The organism is Polynucleobacter sp. AP-Nickl1-40-C4 (genome assembly GCF_035012665.1).
In the GTDB taxonomy this organism is placed as follows: domain Bacteria; phylum Pseudomonadota; class Gammaproteobacteria; order Burkholderiales; family Burkholderiaceae; genus Polynucleobacter.
In genome coordinates, this window is record NZ_JAYGQR010000002.1 from 99,479 (window position 1) to 114,928 (window position 15,450).

General features: G+C 45.1%; 20 protein-coding genes. 18 read left to right on the plus strand and 2 right to left on the minus strand.

The genetic code is table 11. From position 1 onward, the window contains the following. Positions 1-5 precede the first annotated feature (5 nt). Both VC182_RS02820 and VC182_RS02825 read left to right on the plus strand, forming a co-directional pair. Positions 6-1,214 (plus strand): O-succinylhomoserine sulfhydrylase, encoded by a 1,209-nt coding sequence (locus VC182_RS02820; protein WP_323484428.1) that lies wholly within the window; start codon positions 6-8, stop codon positions 1,212-1,214. A gap of 22 nt (positions 1,215-1,236) precedes the next feature. Beyond that, positions 1,237-1,854 carry a class I SAM-dependent methyltransferase gene (locus VC182_RS02825; protein WP_323484429.1) on the plus strand — a complete coding sequence of 206 codons (618 nt, stop codon included), beginning with the start codon at positions 1,237-1,239 and terminating at the stop codon, positions 1,852-1,854. Positions 1,855-1,862: 8 nt separating this feature from the next. On the opposite strand, the gene VC182_RS02830 is transcribed toward VC182_RS02825, so the two are convergent. Further along, positions 1,863-2,969 carry an ABC transporter ATP-binding protein gene (locus VC182_RS02830; RefSeq protein WP_323484430.1) on the minus strand — a complete coding sequence of 369 codons (1,107 nt, stop codon included), beginning with the start codon at positions 2,967-2,969 and terminating at the stop codon, positions 1,863-1,865. Next, positions 2,969-3,622: a molybdate ABC transporter permease subunit gene (gene modB / locus VC182_RS02835; RefSeq protein WP_323484431.1), complete on the minus strand. Its 654-nt coding sequence runs from the start codon at positions 3,620-3,622 to the stop codon at positions 2,969-2,971. Before modB ends, VC182_RS02830 begins: the two co-directional genes overlap by 1 nt. Before the next feature lie 107 nt (positions 3,623-3,729). Here modB and VC182_RS02840 point away from each other — a divergent pair, with 107 nt between their 5' ends. The 16 genes from VC182_RS02840 to VC182_RS02915 all read left to right on the plus strand — a co-directional run bounded on the left by VC182_RS02840 (position 3,730) and on the right by VC182_RS02915 (position 15,445). After that, entirely contained in the window at positions 3,730-4,065 is a 336-nt protein-coding gene (locus VC182_RS02840; RefSeq protein ID WP_323484432.1) for a metalloregulator ArsR/SmtB family transcription factor, read from the plus strand. Between the two features lie 35 nt (positions 4,066-4,100). Next, the gene (gene soxC, locus VC182_RS02845; RefSeq protein WP_323484433.1) at positions 4,101-5,501 is read left to right on the plus strand and encodes a sulfite dehydrogenase; all 1,401 of its coding nucleotides are present in this window, start codon (positions 4,101-4,103) and stop codon (positions 5,499-5,501) included. After that, entirely contained in the window at positions 5,485-6,576 is a 1,092-nt protein-coding gene (locus tag VC182_RS02850) for a c-type cytochrome (RefSeq protein WP_215321944.1), read from the plus strand. The genes soxC and VC182_RS02850 overlap by 17 nt, the downstream gene beginning before the upstream one ends. 83 nt (positions 6,577-6,659) lie before the next feature. After that, positions 6,660-7,112, plus strand: coding sequence for a thiosulfate oxidation carrier protein SoxY (gene soxY, locus VC182_RS02855; RefSeq protein ID WP_215271984.1), 453 nt, complete (start codon positions 6,660-6,662; stop codon positions 7,110-7,112). A 56-nt stretch (positions 7,113-7,168) separates the two neighbouring features. Further along, positions 7,169-7,477 carry a thiosulfate oxidation carrier complex protein SoxZ gene (soxZ, locus tag VC182_RS02860; protein WP_215271985.1) on the plus strand — a complete coding sequence of 103 codons (309 nt, stop codon included), beginning with the start codon at positions 7,169-7,171 and terminating at the stop codon, positions 7,475-7,477. Between the two features lie 34 nt (positions 7,478-7,511). Continuing rightward, positions 7,512-8,351, plus strand: coding sequence for a sulfur oxidation c-type cytochrome SoxA (soxA, locus tag VC182_RS02865; protein ID WP_215271986.1), 840 nt, complete (start codon positions 7,512-7,514; stop codon positions 8,349-8,351). An 18-nt stretch (positions 8,352-8,369) separates the two neighbouring features. Further along, positions 8,370-8,975 carry a sulfur oxidation c-type cytochrome SoxX gene (gene soxX, locus VC182_RS02870; RefSeq protein ID WP_323484434.1) on the plus strand — a complete coding sequence of 202 codons (606 nt, stop codon included), beginning with the start codon at positions 8,370-8,372 and terminating at the stop codon, positions 8,973-8,975. A 45-nt stretch (positions 8,976-9,020) separates the two neighbouring features. Beyond that, on the plus strand, positions 9,021-10,751 hold the full coding sequence (gene soxB / locus VC182_RS02875; protein WP_323484435.1) for a thiosulfohydrolase SoxB: 1,731 nt from the start codon (positions 9,021-9,023) through the stop codon (positions 10,749-10,751). A 29-nt stretch (positions 10,752-10,780) separates the two neighbouring features. Next, positions 10,781-11,218, plus strand: coding sequence for a DsrE family protein (locus VC182_RS02880; RefSeq protein WP_215321950.1), 438 nt, complete (start codon positions 10,781-10,783; stop codon positions 11,216-11,218). A 61-nt stretch (positions 11,219-11,279) separates the two neighbouring features. Beyond that, positions 11,280-12,182: an MBL fold metallo-hydrolase gene (locus VC182_RS02885; protein ID WP_251368540.1), complete on the plus strand. Its 903-nt coding sequence runs from the start codon at positions 11,280-11,282 to the stop codon at positions 12,180-12,182. A gap of 58 nt (positions 12,183-12,240) precedes the next feature. Next, complete coding sequence (locus tag VC182_RS02890; RefSeq protein WP_215321951.1) at positions 12,241-12,558, plus strand: hypothetical protein; 318 nt, start codon at positions 12,241-12,243, stop codon at positions 12,556-12,558. A 20-nt stretch (positions 12,559-12,578) separates the two neighbouring features. Then, a complete protein-coding gene (locus tag VC182_RS02895; protein WP_323484436.1) occupies positions 12,579-13,700 on the plus strand; it encodes a YeeE/YedE family protein in 1,122 nt (373 codons plus the stop codon). 24 nt (positions 13,701-13,724) lie between these two features. Beyond that, entirely contained in the window at positions 13,725-14,162 is a 438-nt protein-coding gene (locus tag VC182_RS02900; protein ID WP_323484437.1) for a YeeE/YedE family protein, read from the plus strand. A gap of 1 nt (position 14,163) precedes the next feature. After that, positions 14,164-14,604, plus strand: a complete 441-nt coding sequence (locus tag VC182_RS02905; protein WP_323484438.1) for a YeeE/YedE family protein — start codon at positions 14,164-14,166, stop codon at positions 14,602-14,604. Between the two features lie 60 nt (positions 14,605-14,664). After that, a complete protein-coding gene (locus tag VC182_RS02910) occupies positions 14,665-15,009 on the plus strand; it encodes a TIGR01244 family sulfur transferase (protein ID WP_323484439.1) in 345 nt (114 codons plus the stop codon). A 16-nt stretch (positions 15,010-15,025) separates the two neighbouring features. Then, positions 15,026-15,445, plus strand: a complete 420-nt coding sequence (locus VC182_RS02915; RefSeq protein ID WP_323484440.1) for a thioesterase family protein — start codon at positions 15,026-15,028, stop codon at positions 15,443-15,445. Positions 15,446-15,450 lie beyond the last annotated feature (5 nt).

Here is a 15,450-nt window from a genome sequence, read left to right on the forward strand (position 1 = left end):
GCAGTATGAAGAGCAAAACTATCCGTAAAAAACCCGATTTTTCTAAGCTAGCGCTCGAGACCTTAGCGGTTCGCGCCGGTACTCGTCGCACTGCTGAATACCAAGAGCATTCAGAGGCAATGTTTCTGACATCCAGCTTCTGTTTTGATAGCGCAGAGCTAGCGGCTGATGGTTTTGCACATGCTGACCAAGGCTTTATCTATTCTCGCTTTACTAATCCAACCGTAAGTATGTTCCAGGATCGCTTGGCTGCTTTAGAGGGTGGTGAGGCTTGTATTGCTACCGCTTCCGGAATGTCTGCCATTCTGACAATGGCAATGGCGCATTTACAAGCAGGTGATCACGTGGTTTGCTCGCGCTCAGTATTTGGTGCAACCATTCAGTTGTTCACCAATATCTTAGGTCGCTTTGGCATCACAACCACTTATGCTGATTTGGCTGATACCAAGTCATGGCAGGCTGCTGTGCAACCCAATACCAAACTCTTTTATCTAGAGACGCCTTCCAATCCTTTAACTGAGATTGCTGATATCAGAGCGATTTCAAAGATTGCTAAAAAAGCAGGCGCTTTATTCGCGGTGGATAACTGCTTCTGTACGCCTGCTTTGCAAAAACCATTGGCGCTTGGTGCTGATGTTGTGATTCATTCGGCCACTAAGTACTTAGATGGACAAGGCCGAGTAGTGGGTGGAGCAATTGTAGGCAGCAAAGATTTCATCATGGGTAAAGTCTTCCCTTATGTACGAACTGCAGGCCCAACGCTATCCGCATTCAATGCCTGGGTATTCCTCAAAGGCCTCGAGACTTTAGAGCTTCGCATGAAGCAGCAGAGTCAGAATGCACTCGCCTTGGCCCAATGGCTTGAGAAGCAATCTGGAGTAGAGCGGGTTTACCATCCCGGCCTGAAATCACATCCCCAACATGCATTGGCAATGCGTCAGCAAAAAGAGGGTGGGGCGATTGTGTCTTTCACCTTGAAGGGTGGCAAGAAGGCAGCGTTCATACTTATCAACCAAACTAAGCTTTGCTCGATTACTGCAAACTTGGGTGATACCCGCACGACTATTACTCACCCAGCCACAACAACGCATTGCCGTGTAACGCCTGAGGCTCGTAAAGCAGCTGGTATTTCTGATGGCTTGGTACGCATTGCAGTTGGCCTTGAAAATATTAACGACTTAAAGAGCGACCTCGTTGGCGGACTCAAAAAATAATCAAGTTCATCAGGATAGGTCTATGAGTTTCGCGGATGCCACCCAGTTCTGGAACGAACGCTTCGATAAAGAAGAGTTCATTTTTGGCAAAGAGCCTAACGAGTATCTTGTTGAGAAAACAAAGCAATACCTAAAGTCCAAAGACAAGGTTCTCTGCATCGCTGATGGTGAAGGGCGCAATGGTGTCTGGCTTGCCAAGCAAGGTATGCAGGTTATTGGATTTGATGCGTCTGATATCGCACTTGCTAAAGCAAAGCAGTTTTCCAAAGATAATCAAGTGCAAGTTGAGTATTCCTTCTCTGATACCGATAGCTATGCGTGGCAAGAAAATACTTATGACGCAGTGATTGGGATCTTCATTCAGTTTGCCGATCCAGCAATGCGCGCTAGAATCTTTGAGCAAGCTTACAAAGCGACAAAACCTGGTGGACTCTTTATCTTGCAGGGCTACACCCCTAAGCAACTAGATTACAAAACCGGCGGCCCATCATTAATAGAGCATCTCTATACAGAAGAAATGATTCGAGATCTCACTAAAGACTTTCAAATACTCGAGCTTGTGAGTTACGAGAAAGAACTTTCTGAAGGTCCGAGACATACTGGGATGTCTGCTCTTCTGGGACTTGTTGCTAAAAAGTAATTAACTTCTTAGTTAGCAAAGCGACGAGGATCATTAATCGGTCGCAATGGCATGATGTGAATTTTGCTACTATCCATTTCGAGATAAGCCTCTTTGCCGATATCCAAGGCAAGGCGCCTAACCTCTGCGGCAGAGGCCTCCCAAGTAATCACATGATTGCCTTCAGTTGTACGAAGTTGGATAACAGCAATCTGCCCTAATGCGCTAAGCTGTTCAACCTTAGCTGCAATCGATGTCGAGCTAGAAGATGCATGAAGACTAATTCCGTCTGCTGGGATCACCCAAGCGACGGGTGTATTTGGTGGGATCTTGCCTTTGTCGACTACGTTAAAGATGCGCTGGCAACCATTCCAACTCAGTTTTCCAGAAGTAAAGACCCCCTCAAACTTATTGCTAATGCCTACCAGCTCTGCAACGCGCGAGTTTCTGGGTCTTTCAAATAGTACTTGCGGTGGTGCTGTCTGCAGCCCCACACCTTGGTCAATCACAGTAATGCGATCCGCTAATAAATCAGCCTCTCTTAAATCGTGAGTAACCAGCAGAATAGGAATATTTAAATCTTTGCGAAGTTCAGCTAGCGTCTTGTAAAGACCTTGACGGGTAGGTGCATCAATCGCAGAGAAGGGTTCATCAAGCAATAGTATTTTTGGAGATCGCGCTAATGCCCTAGCGAGCGCAACCCGTTGCTGCTGACCGCCTGAGAGTTGGTTGGGCATACGTTTGGCTAACTCGCCGATGCCCATTCGATCAAGCCATTGTTGTGCTTGTACCTTACGCTCTGAGAGACCCGTTACTGAGTTGTAAAGGGGGATGCATACATTCTCTAGCGCAGTGAGATGTGGAAATAGGGCGTACTGTTGAAATAAGAACCCACATGACCGATTGGCGGGGCTTAGCGAGGTAGAAATACCATTCACTTCATTTGCTTCAAACCATAGCTTGCCATCGCACACAATTTTCCCGCTATCAGCATCATTTAGGCCGGCAATTGTGCGCAGAGCTGTTGTCTTACCGCTGCCAGAGGGACCCACTAGGGCATGTAATTCTCCAGGAATACATTCAATATTAAGCTGTAAGGGATTTGGGTTTACTTGGGAGAGTCTTACTTTAAGCATTAGCGACTCCATCGATTGGCATGCGATGGGCTGCGACCAAAGAGACCGTAGGAAAGTGCTATCGCTACAAGCGAGGTGCAAAGTAATATCAATGACAGTACGCCGGCACCTGAGGTATCAAAGCTTTGCACTTTGTCATAAATCGCAATCGATACGGTTTTTGTTTCTCCTGGGATTGCGCCCCCAACCATGAGGATGACACCAAACTCTCCAAGGGTATGCGCAAAAGTCAATACGGCTGCACTAGTAATGCCGGGCCAAGCAAGAGGTAATTCAACTAAACGAAAGATCTGCCATTTGGATAGTCCGCTTACCTGAGCTGCCTCCCGAATCTCGGGATTAATCGCTTCAAACGCACGCTGTATTGGCTGAATGGCAAATGGCAAATTCACAATCAGGGATGCAATCAGGATGCCCGTGAACGAAAACACTAATGGGATACCAAAGATGCTTTTTCCGCCGAGACCTACGAGGAGGTAATAACCCAATACCGTAGGAGGAAGCACTAAAGGCAGGGCAAGAGATGCCTCGATCCATGATCTGCTTTTGCCCATATTTTGGACAGAATGGGCTACCCAGACTCCAAAAGGGAGGATCAGGACTAAAGTCCATATAGCCAGCTTTAACGAGAGAAGGAGTGCTTCAATATCCATCAATTGATTGTATCTTTAGAACCTGTCAGGGTAACTCACTATATGAACTTGGTCTGCATACGCGTTAAATATGCTTTTATACGCATATATTCATATAAATAGGTTCTATGAAGGTAAAAGTTCAAAAGGCGACAAAAAACTTATCTCCAAAACAGATGGAGAAGGTATTTTCGCATGTGGCTGCTTATTTCAATGTTCTATCTGAGCCCGCACGTTTACGCATCATGTATGCAGTCTGTAGCGGTGAAAAATCCGTCTCTGAGGTTGTAGAGATGTGTGGCACAAGCCAGGCCAATGTTTCGAGACATTTATTGGCGCTTCATAAAGCCGGAATTCTAATGCGCCGCAAAGAGGGTGTAACGGTTTATTACTCGATTGCGGATAACGCAACCGTAGAGATGTGTCAGACAGTCTGCGCAAAGATTGCTGAAAGCATTCATTAAGTTTTGCAGTAAATCACTTTTCAAGTAGAGGTCAAATGACTAAGAAGCAGATTGAATTAAGTGCCGAGGATATCTCGGCGGTTGAGAAGCCGGCTAATAGAGCTCGCTTGGTGAAAGCGCCCGAGCACTTTATCTCTCAGAAGTTAATTGCCGATATCAATTCAAATGGACTAGATGAGACCCGTCGCGGCTTCTTACGTAAGGGCTTTTTATCAGCCATTGGTGTTGCAGCTGCTGGCCTGGCTGCCCCAATGGCTTTTGCTGCTGGAGAAGGCGATCCCGCAATTCTTGAAAAGCAAGAGTGGCAAACCACTTTAGGTAAAAACGTTGCCACCATGCCATATGGCGTGCCATCAATTTACGAATCTAACCTCATTCGTCGTGAATCACCTGGATTAACGCGTGTATCTGCAGCATCTGTTGCATTTACTCCGCTGCAAGGATTATTCGGCACTATTACCCCGAATGGTTTGCACTTTGAGCGTCATCACCAAGGTTGGTACAACATCAACCCTGAAACCCATCGCCTCATGGTGAACGGTTTGGTGAAGAACGCTCGCGTCTTTACGATGAATGATTTAATGAGATTGCCTTCAGTTTCTCGTACCCACTTCATTGAGTGCGGTGCTAATACTGGATTGGAGTGGGGTAACGTTGCGGTGCCAACCGTGCAATATACCCACGGCATGCTATCTTGCTGCGAATTCACAGGTGTACCTCTTAAGGTATTGCTTGAAGAATGTGGCGCAGATTTGAAAAAAGGCAAGTTCATGCTTGCCGAAGGTGGTGATGGTTCAGGCATGACGCGTACGATCAATCTTGAAAGCTGCTTAGAAGACGCAATCGTTGCCTGGAGTATGAATGGCGAAATGTTACGCCCGGAAAACGGCTTCCCATTGCGCCTAGTAGTTCCTGGCGTGCAGGGTGTCAGCTGGGTGAAGTGGTTGCGTCGCCTAGAGGTTGGCGATATGCCTTGGAATGCGAAAGATGAAGCCGTTCACTATATTGAGCTCATGCCAGATGGCATGCATCGTCAATACGCATCCATTCAAGAATGCAAATCGGTAATTACTACACCTTCTGGTGGCCAGCAATTGCTGGATAAAGGTTTTTATAACGTGAGCGGTATGGCTTGGTCTGGTCGCGGCAAGATTAAGCGTGTTGATGTTTCTTTCGATGGCGGCAATAACTGGCGTACTGCTCGTTTAGAGACGCCAATTCAAACCAAGTCTATAACTCGCTTCAATATTGATTGGGTATGGGATGGATCACCGGCAATATTGCAATCTAGAGCAGTGGATGACACTGGTTACATCCAGCCATCGATAAAGGTCTTGCGTGATGCACGAGGTAATCGATCTATTTATCACAATAATGCTATTCAGTCATGGAAGTTAGATTCAAACGGTGAGGTAAGCAATGTACAAGTCGGTTAATTTTATTGCTCGTTTGAGTCTGCTAAGTATTGCAGTATTAGCTGCCCAGATTTCGTTTGCACAAAGTACACAGGGCTCCGCTAAGTTTCCGGGTATTGGAAGAAATGCAACTCCTGCAGAAGTCATGGCTTGGGATATTGATGTGCGCCCAGACTTTAAAGGCTTACCAAAGGGATCTGGCTCTGTTGAGCAAGGTCAGGTAATTTGGGAATCTAAGTGCGCTAGTTGTCACGGTGTTTTTGGTGAGTCAAATGAGATCTTTACTCCGATTGCTGGTGGAACAACTGCTGATGACGTGAAGACTGGTAGGGTCGCCTCTTTGTTAGATCGTAAGCAGCCTCAGCGAACTACTTTGATGAAGGTGCCAACTGTATCAACATTGTGGGACTATATTTATCGTGCCATGCCTTGGAATGCGCCGAGATCACTTACCCCGGACAATACTTATGCGCTGGTGGCATATATTCTCAGCTTGGGTGAAATAGTCCCGGATGATTTTGTATTGAGTGATGCCAACATTGCCGAAGTCCAGAAAAAAATGCCTAATCGTAACGGCATGACTCGTAATCATGGTTTTTGGAGTGTTAACGGCAAGCCGGATGTTAATGGCTCTTCTTGCATGAACAATTGCGTGAAGTTTGTGCAAATTGGATCCACTCTTCCAGACTTCGCCAGAAATGCTCATGGCAATATTGCTGAGCAAAATCGCTTGTATGGCCCATATCGTGGTTCAGACTCCACCAAACCGCCTCTTGCTAAGTTGCCTGGAACGACGGGTGAGGGATTGGCCCATGCGTCCGATACTCATGCTTCCTCCAACAAGGGTCCAGCTGCGCTATTTAAGAATGAGAACTGTTCAGCATGTCACGCACCGAACGCCAAATTGGTTGGCCCATCCATTGCTGATATTGCAGTCAAATACCAGGGGCAGAGCGGTGCTTTGGATAAATTGATGGCTAAAGTTAAAAATGGTGGCTCAGGCGTATGGGGTTCAATTCCAATGCCGCCACAGTCGCAGTTATCGGATGAGGATCGCAAGGCTTTGGTTACCTGGGTGCTTTCTGGTGGTAAATAAATAAGATGTATCAGTACTAACCAGCATGCTTTATTGGTTAGCAGGTAATATATTCACGGTAAATAATTATTAAAGGAGTTTTTATGAATCAGCAGCGACGCAGTTTATTGAAATATTCAGCGGTTTTCGGTTTAATGGCTTCTGCGGGTCTCATTAGTGTGGCCCAAGCTCAAGAATGGAATAAAGCCGCATTTGAAGGCAAGAGTCTTGATGATGTATTTAAGATTCTAGGTGCAGGCAGTCCAGATAAGTCTAGCGCTGTTACTTTGAACGCCCCAGATATTGCAGAAAATGGTGCGGTAGTTCCGGTTGGAATTGTCACTACCCTTAAAGCAGAGCAAATGGCAATCTTGGTTGAGAAAAACCCAAGCGCCTTGGCTGCGCAGTTCTATATTCCTACAGGCACTGAGCCTTTTGTTACTACTCGTATCAAGATGGGTCAAACCTCTAATGTGTATGCCTTGGTAAAGGCTGATGGCAAATGGAGTATGGCTGTTAAAGAAGTGAAAGTAACTTTGGGTGGTTGCGGCGGTTAAGCACTCTCAATCCAATTAAATACCATTAATAAATTACTAGATTAAAAGAGGAACATATGTCTGATCCAATGCGCGTAAGAGCAGCCGAAAACGGCGGAATTGTGGATGTAAAAATTTTGATGAAGCACGATATGGAATCTGGTCAGCGTAAAGATGCTGCTGGCAAAGTGATTCCTGCATGGCACATCACTACTATCAATGTCAAAGCAAATGGTAAAGATGTTTTGAATGGTCAGTTTGGCCCTGCGGTCTCTAAGGACCCATTCTTGAACTTCAAATACAAGGGCGCCAAAGGCGACAAGATTGTTGTGAGCTGGATCGATAATAAAGGCGACAAACGTACTGATGAAGCCACTGCTTCTTAATATCAATACGAAAATATAACTAAAAAGGTTACCTATGAAGACACGCATCTATTGCGGACTCTTGGCGGCGGGTTTTTTTGTCCTCCTACAGGGCTGTACCAGTCCTGGAAAAAATGAAGATAAACCTGTCGTTGGCGGTAGCGCAGCAACTCAAGAGATTGAAAAATATCGTGCGATGCTTGCTGATGGTAACCCTTCTGATTTATATGAGGCAGCTGGTGAGGATATTTGGAAAAAGCCGATGGGCCCCAAAAATGTCTCACTTGAAAAGTGTGATTTGGGTATGGGGCCTGGTGTTGTTAAGGGTGCCTATACTCAATTACCAAAATACTTTAAAGACACAAACAAAGTTCAAGACCTTGAGTCACGCTTAATTACTTGTATGAGCAAAATGCAAGGTTATGACGCTAACGAAATCATTAAGGCTGGTTTTGGCAAAGGTAAGCGTAAAGATATTGAGGCTGTAGTTGCTTACGTTGTTGCTGAATCAAAAGGTATGCCAATTAATGTTGTTGTTAAGCACCCTAAAGAAAAGCAAGCCTTTGAGATGGGTAAACAATCCTTCTTCTATCAAGGCGGCCCAATGGATTTCTCATGCGCCTCATGTCATGGCTCTGACGGTAAGCGTATTCGCTTGCAGGATCTGCCTAACATCACGACACAAAAAGGTGCAGCAGCAGGTTGGGGTTCATGGCCGGCTTACAGGGTTTCAAGCGGAACTTTTTGGACGATGCAGCAGCGTTTAAATGACTGCTATCGTCAGCAGCGTTTCCCTGAGCCAATATATACCTCTGAAGATACCATTGCGGTTTCAATGTATATGGCTGTGACAGCCAAAGGTGGCGCTATGACTGCACCAGGACTGAAGCGTTAATCGCTGGAGATAAATAATATGAAAAATAAATTATCCTTATTGGCGTTAGCGCTATTTATATCCGCCGGTTTTGCTCATGCTGCAACGCCTTTTGAAAATATGATGTCCTCTAGTTTTGAGTCAAAAGGTCAGGCTGGTCTCGATCGTTTGGTGCAGGATCCTGCGCAGAAGTTTTGTTCTAACCCAGCCAACTTGGATGGCGGTGGCGATCTAAAGGTGAGGGAGAAGATTCAGAGCGAAAATATGGCTTCCATTAAGCAGCCATCTGATGGCAAGTACATTGGTAACTGGAAGAATGGGGAAAAGATTGCTCAAAGTGGTCGGGGAGCTACTTGGTCAGATAAAGCGGGTTCAGAAATTGGTGGCGGCTGCTATAACTGCCATCAAATTGATCCCAAGGAAATCTCCTATGGAAATATTGGGCCCTCTTTAACGGGTTATGGAAAAATGCGCGGCTACTCTAAAGAGGTTGTGGTCTATACATGGAATCGTATTAATAACTCCAAGGCCTATAACGTATGCAGTAATATGCCGCGTTTCGCTCATGCCAAACTTTTAAATGAGCAGCAGATTCAGGATGTCATGGCCTTGCTGCTTGATCCGGCCTCACCAGTTAATCAATAAAGTATAAAAACAGGCCGACAGGCCTGTTTTCACAAAGGGAATGTTATGTCTTTAAGTCGTCGCGATTTTCTGCAGGCCTTAGCTATTGCATCTGCAGGTGGAATGAGTTTGCAATCAAACTTTGTTAACGCACAAAGCACTGCGCAAAAATTTTATGACTTACCTAAATTTGGTAATGTTCACTTTTTGCACTTTACAGATTGCCATGCTCAACTATTGCCAATTTATTTCCGTGAGCCTAATGTAAACCTTGGTATCGGTGCGCAGGAAGGTAAGACCCCGCACTTGGTTGGCGAATATTTCTTGAAGGCAAATGGCATTGCACCAGGCACTCGTGATGCTCATGTCTTTACCTATTTAGACTATGTGGCTGCTGCTCAAAACTACGGCAAGATGGGTGGATTTGCTCATATGGCCACTTTAATTAAGCAAATGAAAGCCAATCGTCCTGGTGCTTTATTGCTAGATGGTGGGGATACTTGGCAGGGCTCAGGTACTGCACTTTGGACTAATGGTCAGGATATGGTTGATGCCGCTCTTGCTTTAGGTGTTGATGTGATGACTCCGCATTGGGAAATGACTCTTGGCGAAAAGCGCGTCATGGAAATCGTAAATGGCGACTTCAAGGGCAAAGTTTCATTTGTAGCGCAAAACATTAAAACAGCGGATTTCGGCGACTCAGTATTTAATCCCTATGTCATGAAAGTGCAGAACGGTATTCAGGTTGCCATTATTGGACAAGCATTCCCGTATACGCCCATTGCAAATCCCCGCTACTTCACTCCTGATTGGACCTTTGGTATTCAGGAAGAGAATATTCAAAAGACTATTGATGAGGTTAGATCAAAAGGCGCAAAGGTAGTGGTGCTTCTATCTCACAATGGCATGGATGTAGATTTGAAAATGGCCTCCCGCGTACGTGGACTAGATGCTATTTTGGGTGGGCACACCCATGATGGTGTGCCTATTCCGGTGAAGGTAAAGAATGCTGGTGGAGTAACTCTAGTTACCAATGCTGGGTCTAATAGTAAGTTCTTAGGAGTGCTGGATTTTGATGTGAAAGGTGGCAAGCCAGTAGATTTCCGCTATAAGCTATTCCCAATTTTCTCTAATATGATTCCAGCGGATCCAGCGATGAATAGGTTGATCGCTAAAGTCAGGGCTCCGTATGAAGCTAAGCTCAACGAGAAGTTAGCAACTACAGAGGGCCTCTTGTATCGCCGGGGTAACTTTAACGGTAGCTTTGATCAACTCATCTTGGATGGATTGATGGCACAGAAGAATGCAGAGATTGCCTTCTCTCCAGGCTTCCGTTGGGGTACCAGTCTATTGCCAGGTCAAGCGATCACGCGTGAGAATCTTTTAGATCAAACCGCGATCACCTACCCATACACTACTGTTACCAATATGAGTGGTGAAACAATTAAAACTATTCTTGAGGACGTCGCTGATAACTTGTTTAATCCTGATCCGTATTATCAGCAAGGTGGTGACATGGTCCGCGTCGGTGGAATGCAATACACCATTGATCCAGCACAAACCGCTGGTAAACGTATTTCTGATATGCGCTTAAATGGTAAGGCTATTGATGCAAACAAAACCTACAAAGTAGCTGGTTGGGCGCCAGTCAGTGAAGAGGCGAAAAATGCAGGAGGCGAAGCAATTTGGGATGTCATGGAGCGCCACTTGCGCGATGTCAAAGTTGTTAAAGCGGTTAAGCTCAATGAGCCAATCATTAAAGGTGTGTCAAATAATCCTGGCATGGCCCCAATTTAATTAGCCATATAACTACACGAGATCTAAGCATGAAAAAACTACTTTCTATTATTACTGCTTTAGCCCTGACATTGGGATTTTGCTCTGTCGTTTCAGCTCAATCATCTGGCCCTACCAAAGTGGTTTATCACATTGATGATGCAGAAACTCAAGGTCTAAAAGGTCTGCGCAATATTCGTAATCATTTGGATACAGCCCCAAATACCATCATCATCGTAGTGACTCATGCCAATGGAGTGGATATGTTGATGGAAGGCGCCAAGGATAAGAAAAATAATGTGGAGTATGCGCCATTAGTTGGAGCCCTTAAATCTCGTGGTGTGAAGTTTGAAGTGTGTGAGATCACTTTAAAGAATCGGAATTTGAAAAAAGATCAATTCACGCTGGATGCAGATTTCACACCATCAGGCGTGGTGCGAGTTGCCGACTTGCAATACAAAGATGGTTTTGCCTACATCAAGCCTTAAGTAATTTAGTATGAATTGCATTAAGAGTCTTGCGGGGATCCTTTTGGGGTTCCTTATCTTTTTGAGTTTTGCTTTTGGCCAAAGTAATCCTGCTGATCATATTCAGCTCAAACCTACCCAAGTCGCACCTCATACTTACTTTGTACAAGGTTTTCCAGAGATGGGGAGTAGTGCTAACCAAAACTTCATCTCCAATACTGGGTTTGTTATAACTCCAGATGGTGTGGTGGTGGTAGATGCTTTGGGATCGCCTATTCTTGCGCAAAAATTAATTGCGGAAATTAAAAAGATTACTCCGCAGAAAGTTGTCGCCATTATTGTGAGTCACTATCACGCAGATCATGTCTACGGTTTGCAAGAATTTAAAAAAATCGGTGCGAAGATTTATGCCCAAGGTGAGGGGCGAAATTATCTTTCTTCAGAAACAGCGAAGCAACGCTTAATTGCTTCAAGAACTGATTTTGCGCCCTGGGTAAATGCAAATACCAAACTCATTTCTGCTGATGTATGGATCGATCAAAAATTGAAATTGACGATTGGCGGCATTGATTTCTTTATCAGCAGAGTGGGGCCTGCTCATGCTCCTGAAGATTTGATGGTGTACGTTCCATCCGAAAAAGTGCTTTTTGCGGGTGATCTGGTGTTTAGGGGCCGCATTCCATTTGTTGGAAATGCAGATAGCAAGGGGTGGCTGGCGGCCTTGGATGAGATCGAAAAATTAAATCCCAATATCGTCATACCTGGTCATGGGGGTTATTCAGTTCATCCGGCCGAAGATATTGCCTTTACTAGGGGCTATTTGAAGTATTTGCGTGAGTCGATGTCTAAAGCAGCAATAAACCTGGATCCTTTTGAGGACGCCTATAAGCAAGCTGATTGGTCGGAATACGAAGGGATGCCGCTCTTTAGAGCTGCAAACCGCATGAATGCCTACAACGTCTACCTGTCTATCCAGGCGGAGTAGGGCAAATTCAGCCATTGGGCCTTAAAATAAAGGATTAATGCTAAATCCTTGATTTGTAATGAAAATGATTTTCCTTCGATCCTTTGTGCTAGCCGCATCCAGTGCGCTCATGAGTGCGCCTGTGCTGGCTACTCCGGATTTAGTAAATGGCAAAACTATTGATCAGCAAAAGTGCTACGCCTGCCACGCCAAGAAAACGGGCTTTGGAAATGGCGACATGATTTACACCCGCTCGGATGGCAAGGTGAAATCTCTGGCCGATTTAAAGAAGATGGTTTCACTCTGCAACGCAGAGCTTCGCCTTGACTTATTTCCCGAAGATGAAGCTGACGTTGCTACTTTTCTTAATCAACAATTTTATAAATTTAAACCTTAATTTTTCAAGACACGGTCACCATGGATGTTGTAGATATTAATTCTTTAAGTAAGTTAGTCCTTTGGGCAACTTTTGCCATTACCTTTTTCTTAGGTGCGGTCATGCAAAAGACTGGATTTTGTAGCATGGGCGCAGTGTCTGATGTTTTCATCATGTCCAGTTGGGATCGTTTAAAGCAGTGGTTCTTGGCTATTGGTGTTGCCATCATTGGTTTTACCCTGATGTCTTATTTCGGGTTGATTGACCCCCTGAAGAGTATGTATACCGGTAATAAATTCTTATGGCTCTCCACTATTGTGGGCAGCGTTATGTTTGGCTTCGGGATGGTGTTGGCCTCAGGCTGTGGCAGCAAAACATTAATTCGTATTGGTGGTGGTAATTTAAAGTCGATGATTGTCTTTATGGTGCTGGGTTTAACCGCCTATATGACATTGCGTGGGTTCTTGGGTGTAATTCGCATTAATACCCTAGATACTTTTTTCATAGCCTTTAATACCCCGCAAGACTTACCCAGTTTGTTAAGTGGGCCTCTCGGTATTGCACGCCCAACTCTTCATTTGGTCTTGGGCTTAATCATTGGTTCTGCGTTTATTGCATATGCTTTGGCAAGAAAGGCATTTTGGACTGCTGAAAATATCTTTGCGGGTATAGCTGTCGGATTGGCGATCTGTGCAGTATGGTTTGTATCTGGCAATCTTGGTTTTGTTGCTGAAGACCCAAATACTTTGGAAGAAGTGTTTTTAGTAACGAACTCTGGCCGTATGGAGAGCTTGTCTTTTGTAGCTCCTTATGCGTATTCACTTGACTGGCTAATGATGTATAGCGATACGTCTAAAGTGTTGACCGTTGGCATTATGGCTGTTCTAGGAATGATTCTAGGTTCTGCGGCAGTTTCTATTGCAACAAAATCATTCCGTTGGGAATCCTTTCGCAATTCAGAAGATACAGCCAATCATTTAGTTGGCGGTGCATTGATGGGCTTTGGTGGCGTAACTGCTTTGGGTTGCACTGTAGGGCAGGGTTTGAGTGGCATTTCTACGCTTGCCCTTGGTTCAATACTGGCTTTACCAGGATTTATTTTTGGGGCTTATTTAGGCCTACGTTACTTGCAGGTACGTCTTGCCCCAAACCCTTGCAGCTAAGTTTATAAATTGATAGATTAAATAATGCAAATTGACTGGTTCTCCTTTACACCCATTCCTTCTTTATTGGGGGGAATGATTCTTGGGGTTGCTGCAGCTCTTTACGTATTGCTTCATGGGCGTATTCTAGGAATCAGTGGCATTGTTTCTGGCTTATTGCATCCCAAATTAACTGACACCGCATGGCGTCTGAGTTTGGTTTTGGGCTTGGTATCAGCTCCATTTATGGCAGCACTGTTTTTCGGAATATTCCCCGTTGTAGAGATTGAGTCTGATTGGATTGCGATTGTAATTGCAGGCCTTCTAGTTGGCTTTGGTGCGCACTATGGATCTGGCTGTACTAGCGGTCATGGCATTTGTGGGCTTTCTCGCTTATCGCCGCGCTCACTTGTTGCCACTTGCGCCTTTATGTTTGCCGGCTTCGTGACCGTTTTTATTCTTCGTCATTTGATCGGAGTCTAAGATGAAAAAACATTTTGGCCTTTTCAGTCAGTATGCAATTGGTGTACTTTTTGGTTGGGGTTTAATCATCTCAGGCATGAGTAATCCCCAGAAGGTATTGGGCTTTTTGGATCTAACGGGTCTTTGGGATCCATCCTTAATGTTTGTGATGTTGGGTGCAGTAATGGTCGGGCTTGGCGGGTTTTATGTGGTCAGCAAGAGGACCAAAGCATTTTTTGGCGGCGCCTTGCATATCCCAACCCGTAGAGATATCACGAAACCCCTCATTATTGGCAGCCTCATTTTCGGTGCCGGCTGGGGAATTGCTGGTTTTTGCCCGGGTCCAGCCTTGGTTGCCTTGGGTGCCGGGCACCTGAAGGCCTTGGTATTTGTTGTTGCCATGCTTGTGGGTATGGAAATATGCGAGCGTTTCTTCTCGGCCCATAAAAAGGCTTCCAGCTAAGATCGATAGGCCTGATTTAAAATCAACCCTATTACTTCATTATTCAATGTAGAGGGTTTCATGAGTCTTCCTATTTCTTGTCATAACGATCAGTTCGGCACTATTGGTCAAATTGAGCCAAGTCATTTGGCTGAAATTGCAGCACAAGGTTATAAGAGCGTGATTAATAACCGTCCTGACGGTGAGGGCGGCCCAGATCAGCCAACTAATGCCAGCATTCAAGCTGAAGCAGAAAAGTTAGGTTTGAATTACGCCTACCTACCAGTTGTGCCTAGTGCAATCAATGTTGATCAAGTAAGAGAGATGGCCCGTTTATTGAAGACCATGCCTGGACCAGTATTAGCATTTTGTCGCTCTGGCGCGCGCTCTACGAATCTGTATCAACTTGCATTGCAAGTGAAATAGTAAGGTACTGACCCGCATGCGCATCACCATTCCCGAAGACAGAAAGCTAGTGCATGAAATGATCATGCCCATTCGTTGGGGTGATATGGATGCGTATGGACATGTCAACAATACCGTGTACTTTCGGTATATGGAGCAAGCTCGCTGTGAATGGATTACATCTTTGGGTTATGACGTCGCTCCTGGTCGTGAGTCTATGTTGATGATTAATGGCTTTTGTAATTTCTTTCAACAGCTCTCTTATCCAGGTGAATTAATCCTCAAGACTTCTATTGGCGCTATTGGTAGAACAAGCCTGGATCTATACACCAGTATGGCTTTAACTACCGATCCCGAAGTAGAGGCTGCTATAGGTGGTGCAACCATGGTTTGGGTAGATCTCACCACGAATAAGTCAGCGCCTTGGCCTGAGCATGTTTTGCAACAGTTGCGCTAGTCCCT

Coding starts and splice junctions, on each gene's coding strand:
- VC182_RS02820 (WP_323484428.1), top strand. CDS start 6: ATGAAGAGCAAAACTATCCGTAAAAAACCCGATTTTTCTAAGCTAGCG.
- VC182_RS02825 (WP_323484429.1), top strand. CDS start 1,237: ATGAGTTTCGCGGATGCCACCCAGTTCTGGAACGAACGCTTCGATAAA.
- VC182_RS02830 (WP_323484430.1), bottom strand. CDS start 2,969: ATGCTTAAAGTAAGACTCTCCCAAGTAAACCCAAATCCCTTACAGCTT.
- modB (WP_323484431.1), bottom strand. CDS start 3,622: ATGGATATTGAAGCACTCCTTCTCTCGTTAAAGCTGGCTATATGGACT.
- VC182_RS02840 (WP_323484432.1), top strand. CDS start 3,730: ATGAAGGTAAAAGTTCAAAAGGCGACAAAAAACTTATCTCCAAAACAG.
- soxC (WP_323484433.1), top strand. CDS start 4,101: ATGACTAAGAAGCAGATTGAATTAAGTGCCGAGGATATCTCGGCGGTT.
- VC182_RS02850 (WP_215321944.1), top strand. CDS start 5,485: ATGTACAAGTCGGTTAATTTTATTGCTCGTTTGAGTCTGCTAAGTATT.
- soxY (WP_215271984.1), top strand. CDS start 6,660: ATGAATCAGCAGCGACGCAGTTTATTGAAATATTCAGCGGTTTTCGGT.
- soxZ (WP_215271985.1), top strand. CDS start 7,169: ATGTCTGATCCAATGCGCGTAAGAGCAGCCGAAAACGGCGGAATTGTG.
- soxA (WP_215271986.1), top strand. CDS start 7,512: ATGAAGACACGCATCTATTGCGGACTCTTGGCGGCGGGTTTTTTTGTC.
- soxX (WP_323484434.1), top strand. CDS start 8,370: ATGAAAAATAAATTATCCTTATTGGCGTTAGCGCTATTTATATCCGCC.
- soxB (WP_323484435.1), top strand. CDS start 9,021: ATGTCTTTAAGTCGTCGCGATTTTCTGCAGGCCTTAGCTATTGCATCT.
- VC182_RS02880 (WP_215321950.1), top strand. CDS start 10,781: ATGAAAAAACTACTTTCTATTATTACTGCTTTAGCCCTGACATTGGGA.
- VC182_RS02890 (WP_215321951.1), top strand. CDS start 12,241: ATGAAAATGATTTTCCTTCGATCCTTTGTGCTAGCCGCATCCAGTGCG.
- VC182_RS02895 (WP_323484436.1), top strand. CDS start 12,579: ATGGATGTTGTAGATATTAATTCTTTAAGTAAGTTAGTCCTTTGGGCA.
- VC182_RS02900 (WP_323484437.1), top strand. CDS start 13,725: ATGCAAATTGACTGGTTCTCCTTTACACCCATTCCTTCTTTATTGGGG.
- VC182_RS02905 (WP_323484438.1), top strand. CDS start 14,164: ATGAAAAAACATTTTGGCCTTTTCAGTCAGTATGCAATTGGTGTACTT.
- VC182_RS02910 (WP_323484439.1), top strand. CDS start 14,665: ATGAGTCTTCCTATTTCTTGTCATAACGATCAGTTCGGCACTATTGGT.
- VC182_RS02915 (WP_323484440.1), top strand. CDS start 15,026: ATGCGCATCACCATTCCCGAAGACAGAAAGCTAGTGCATGAAATGATC.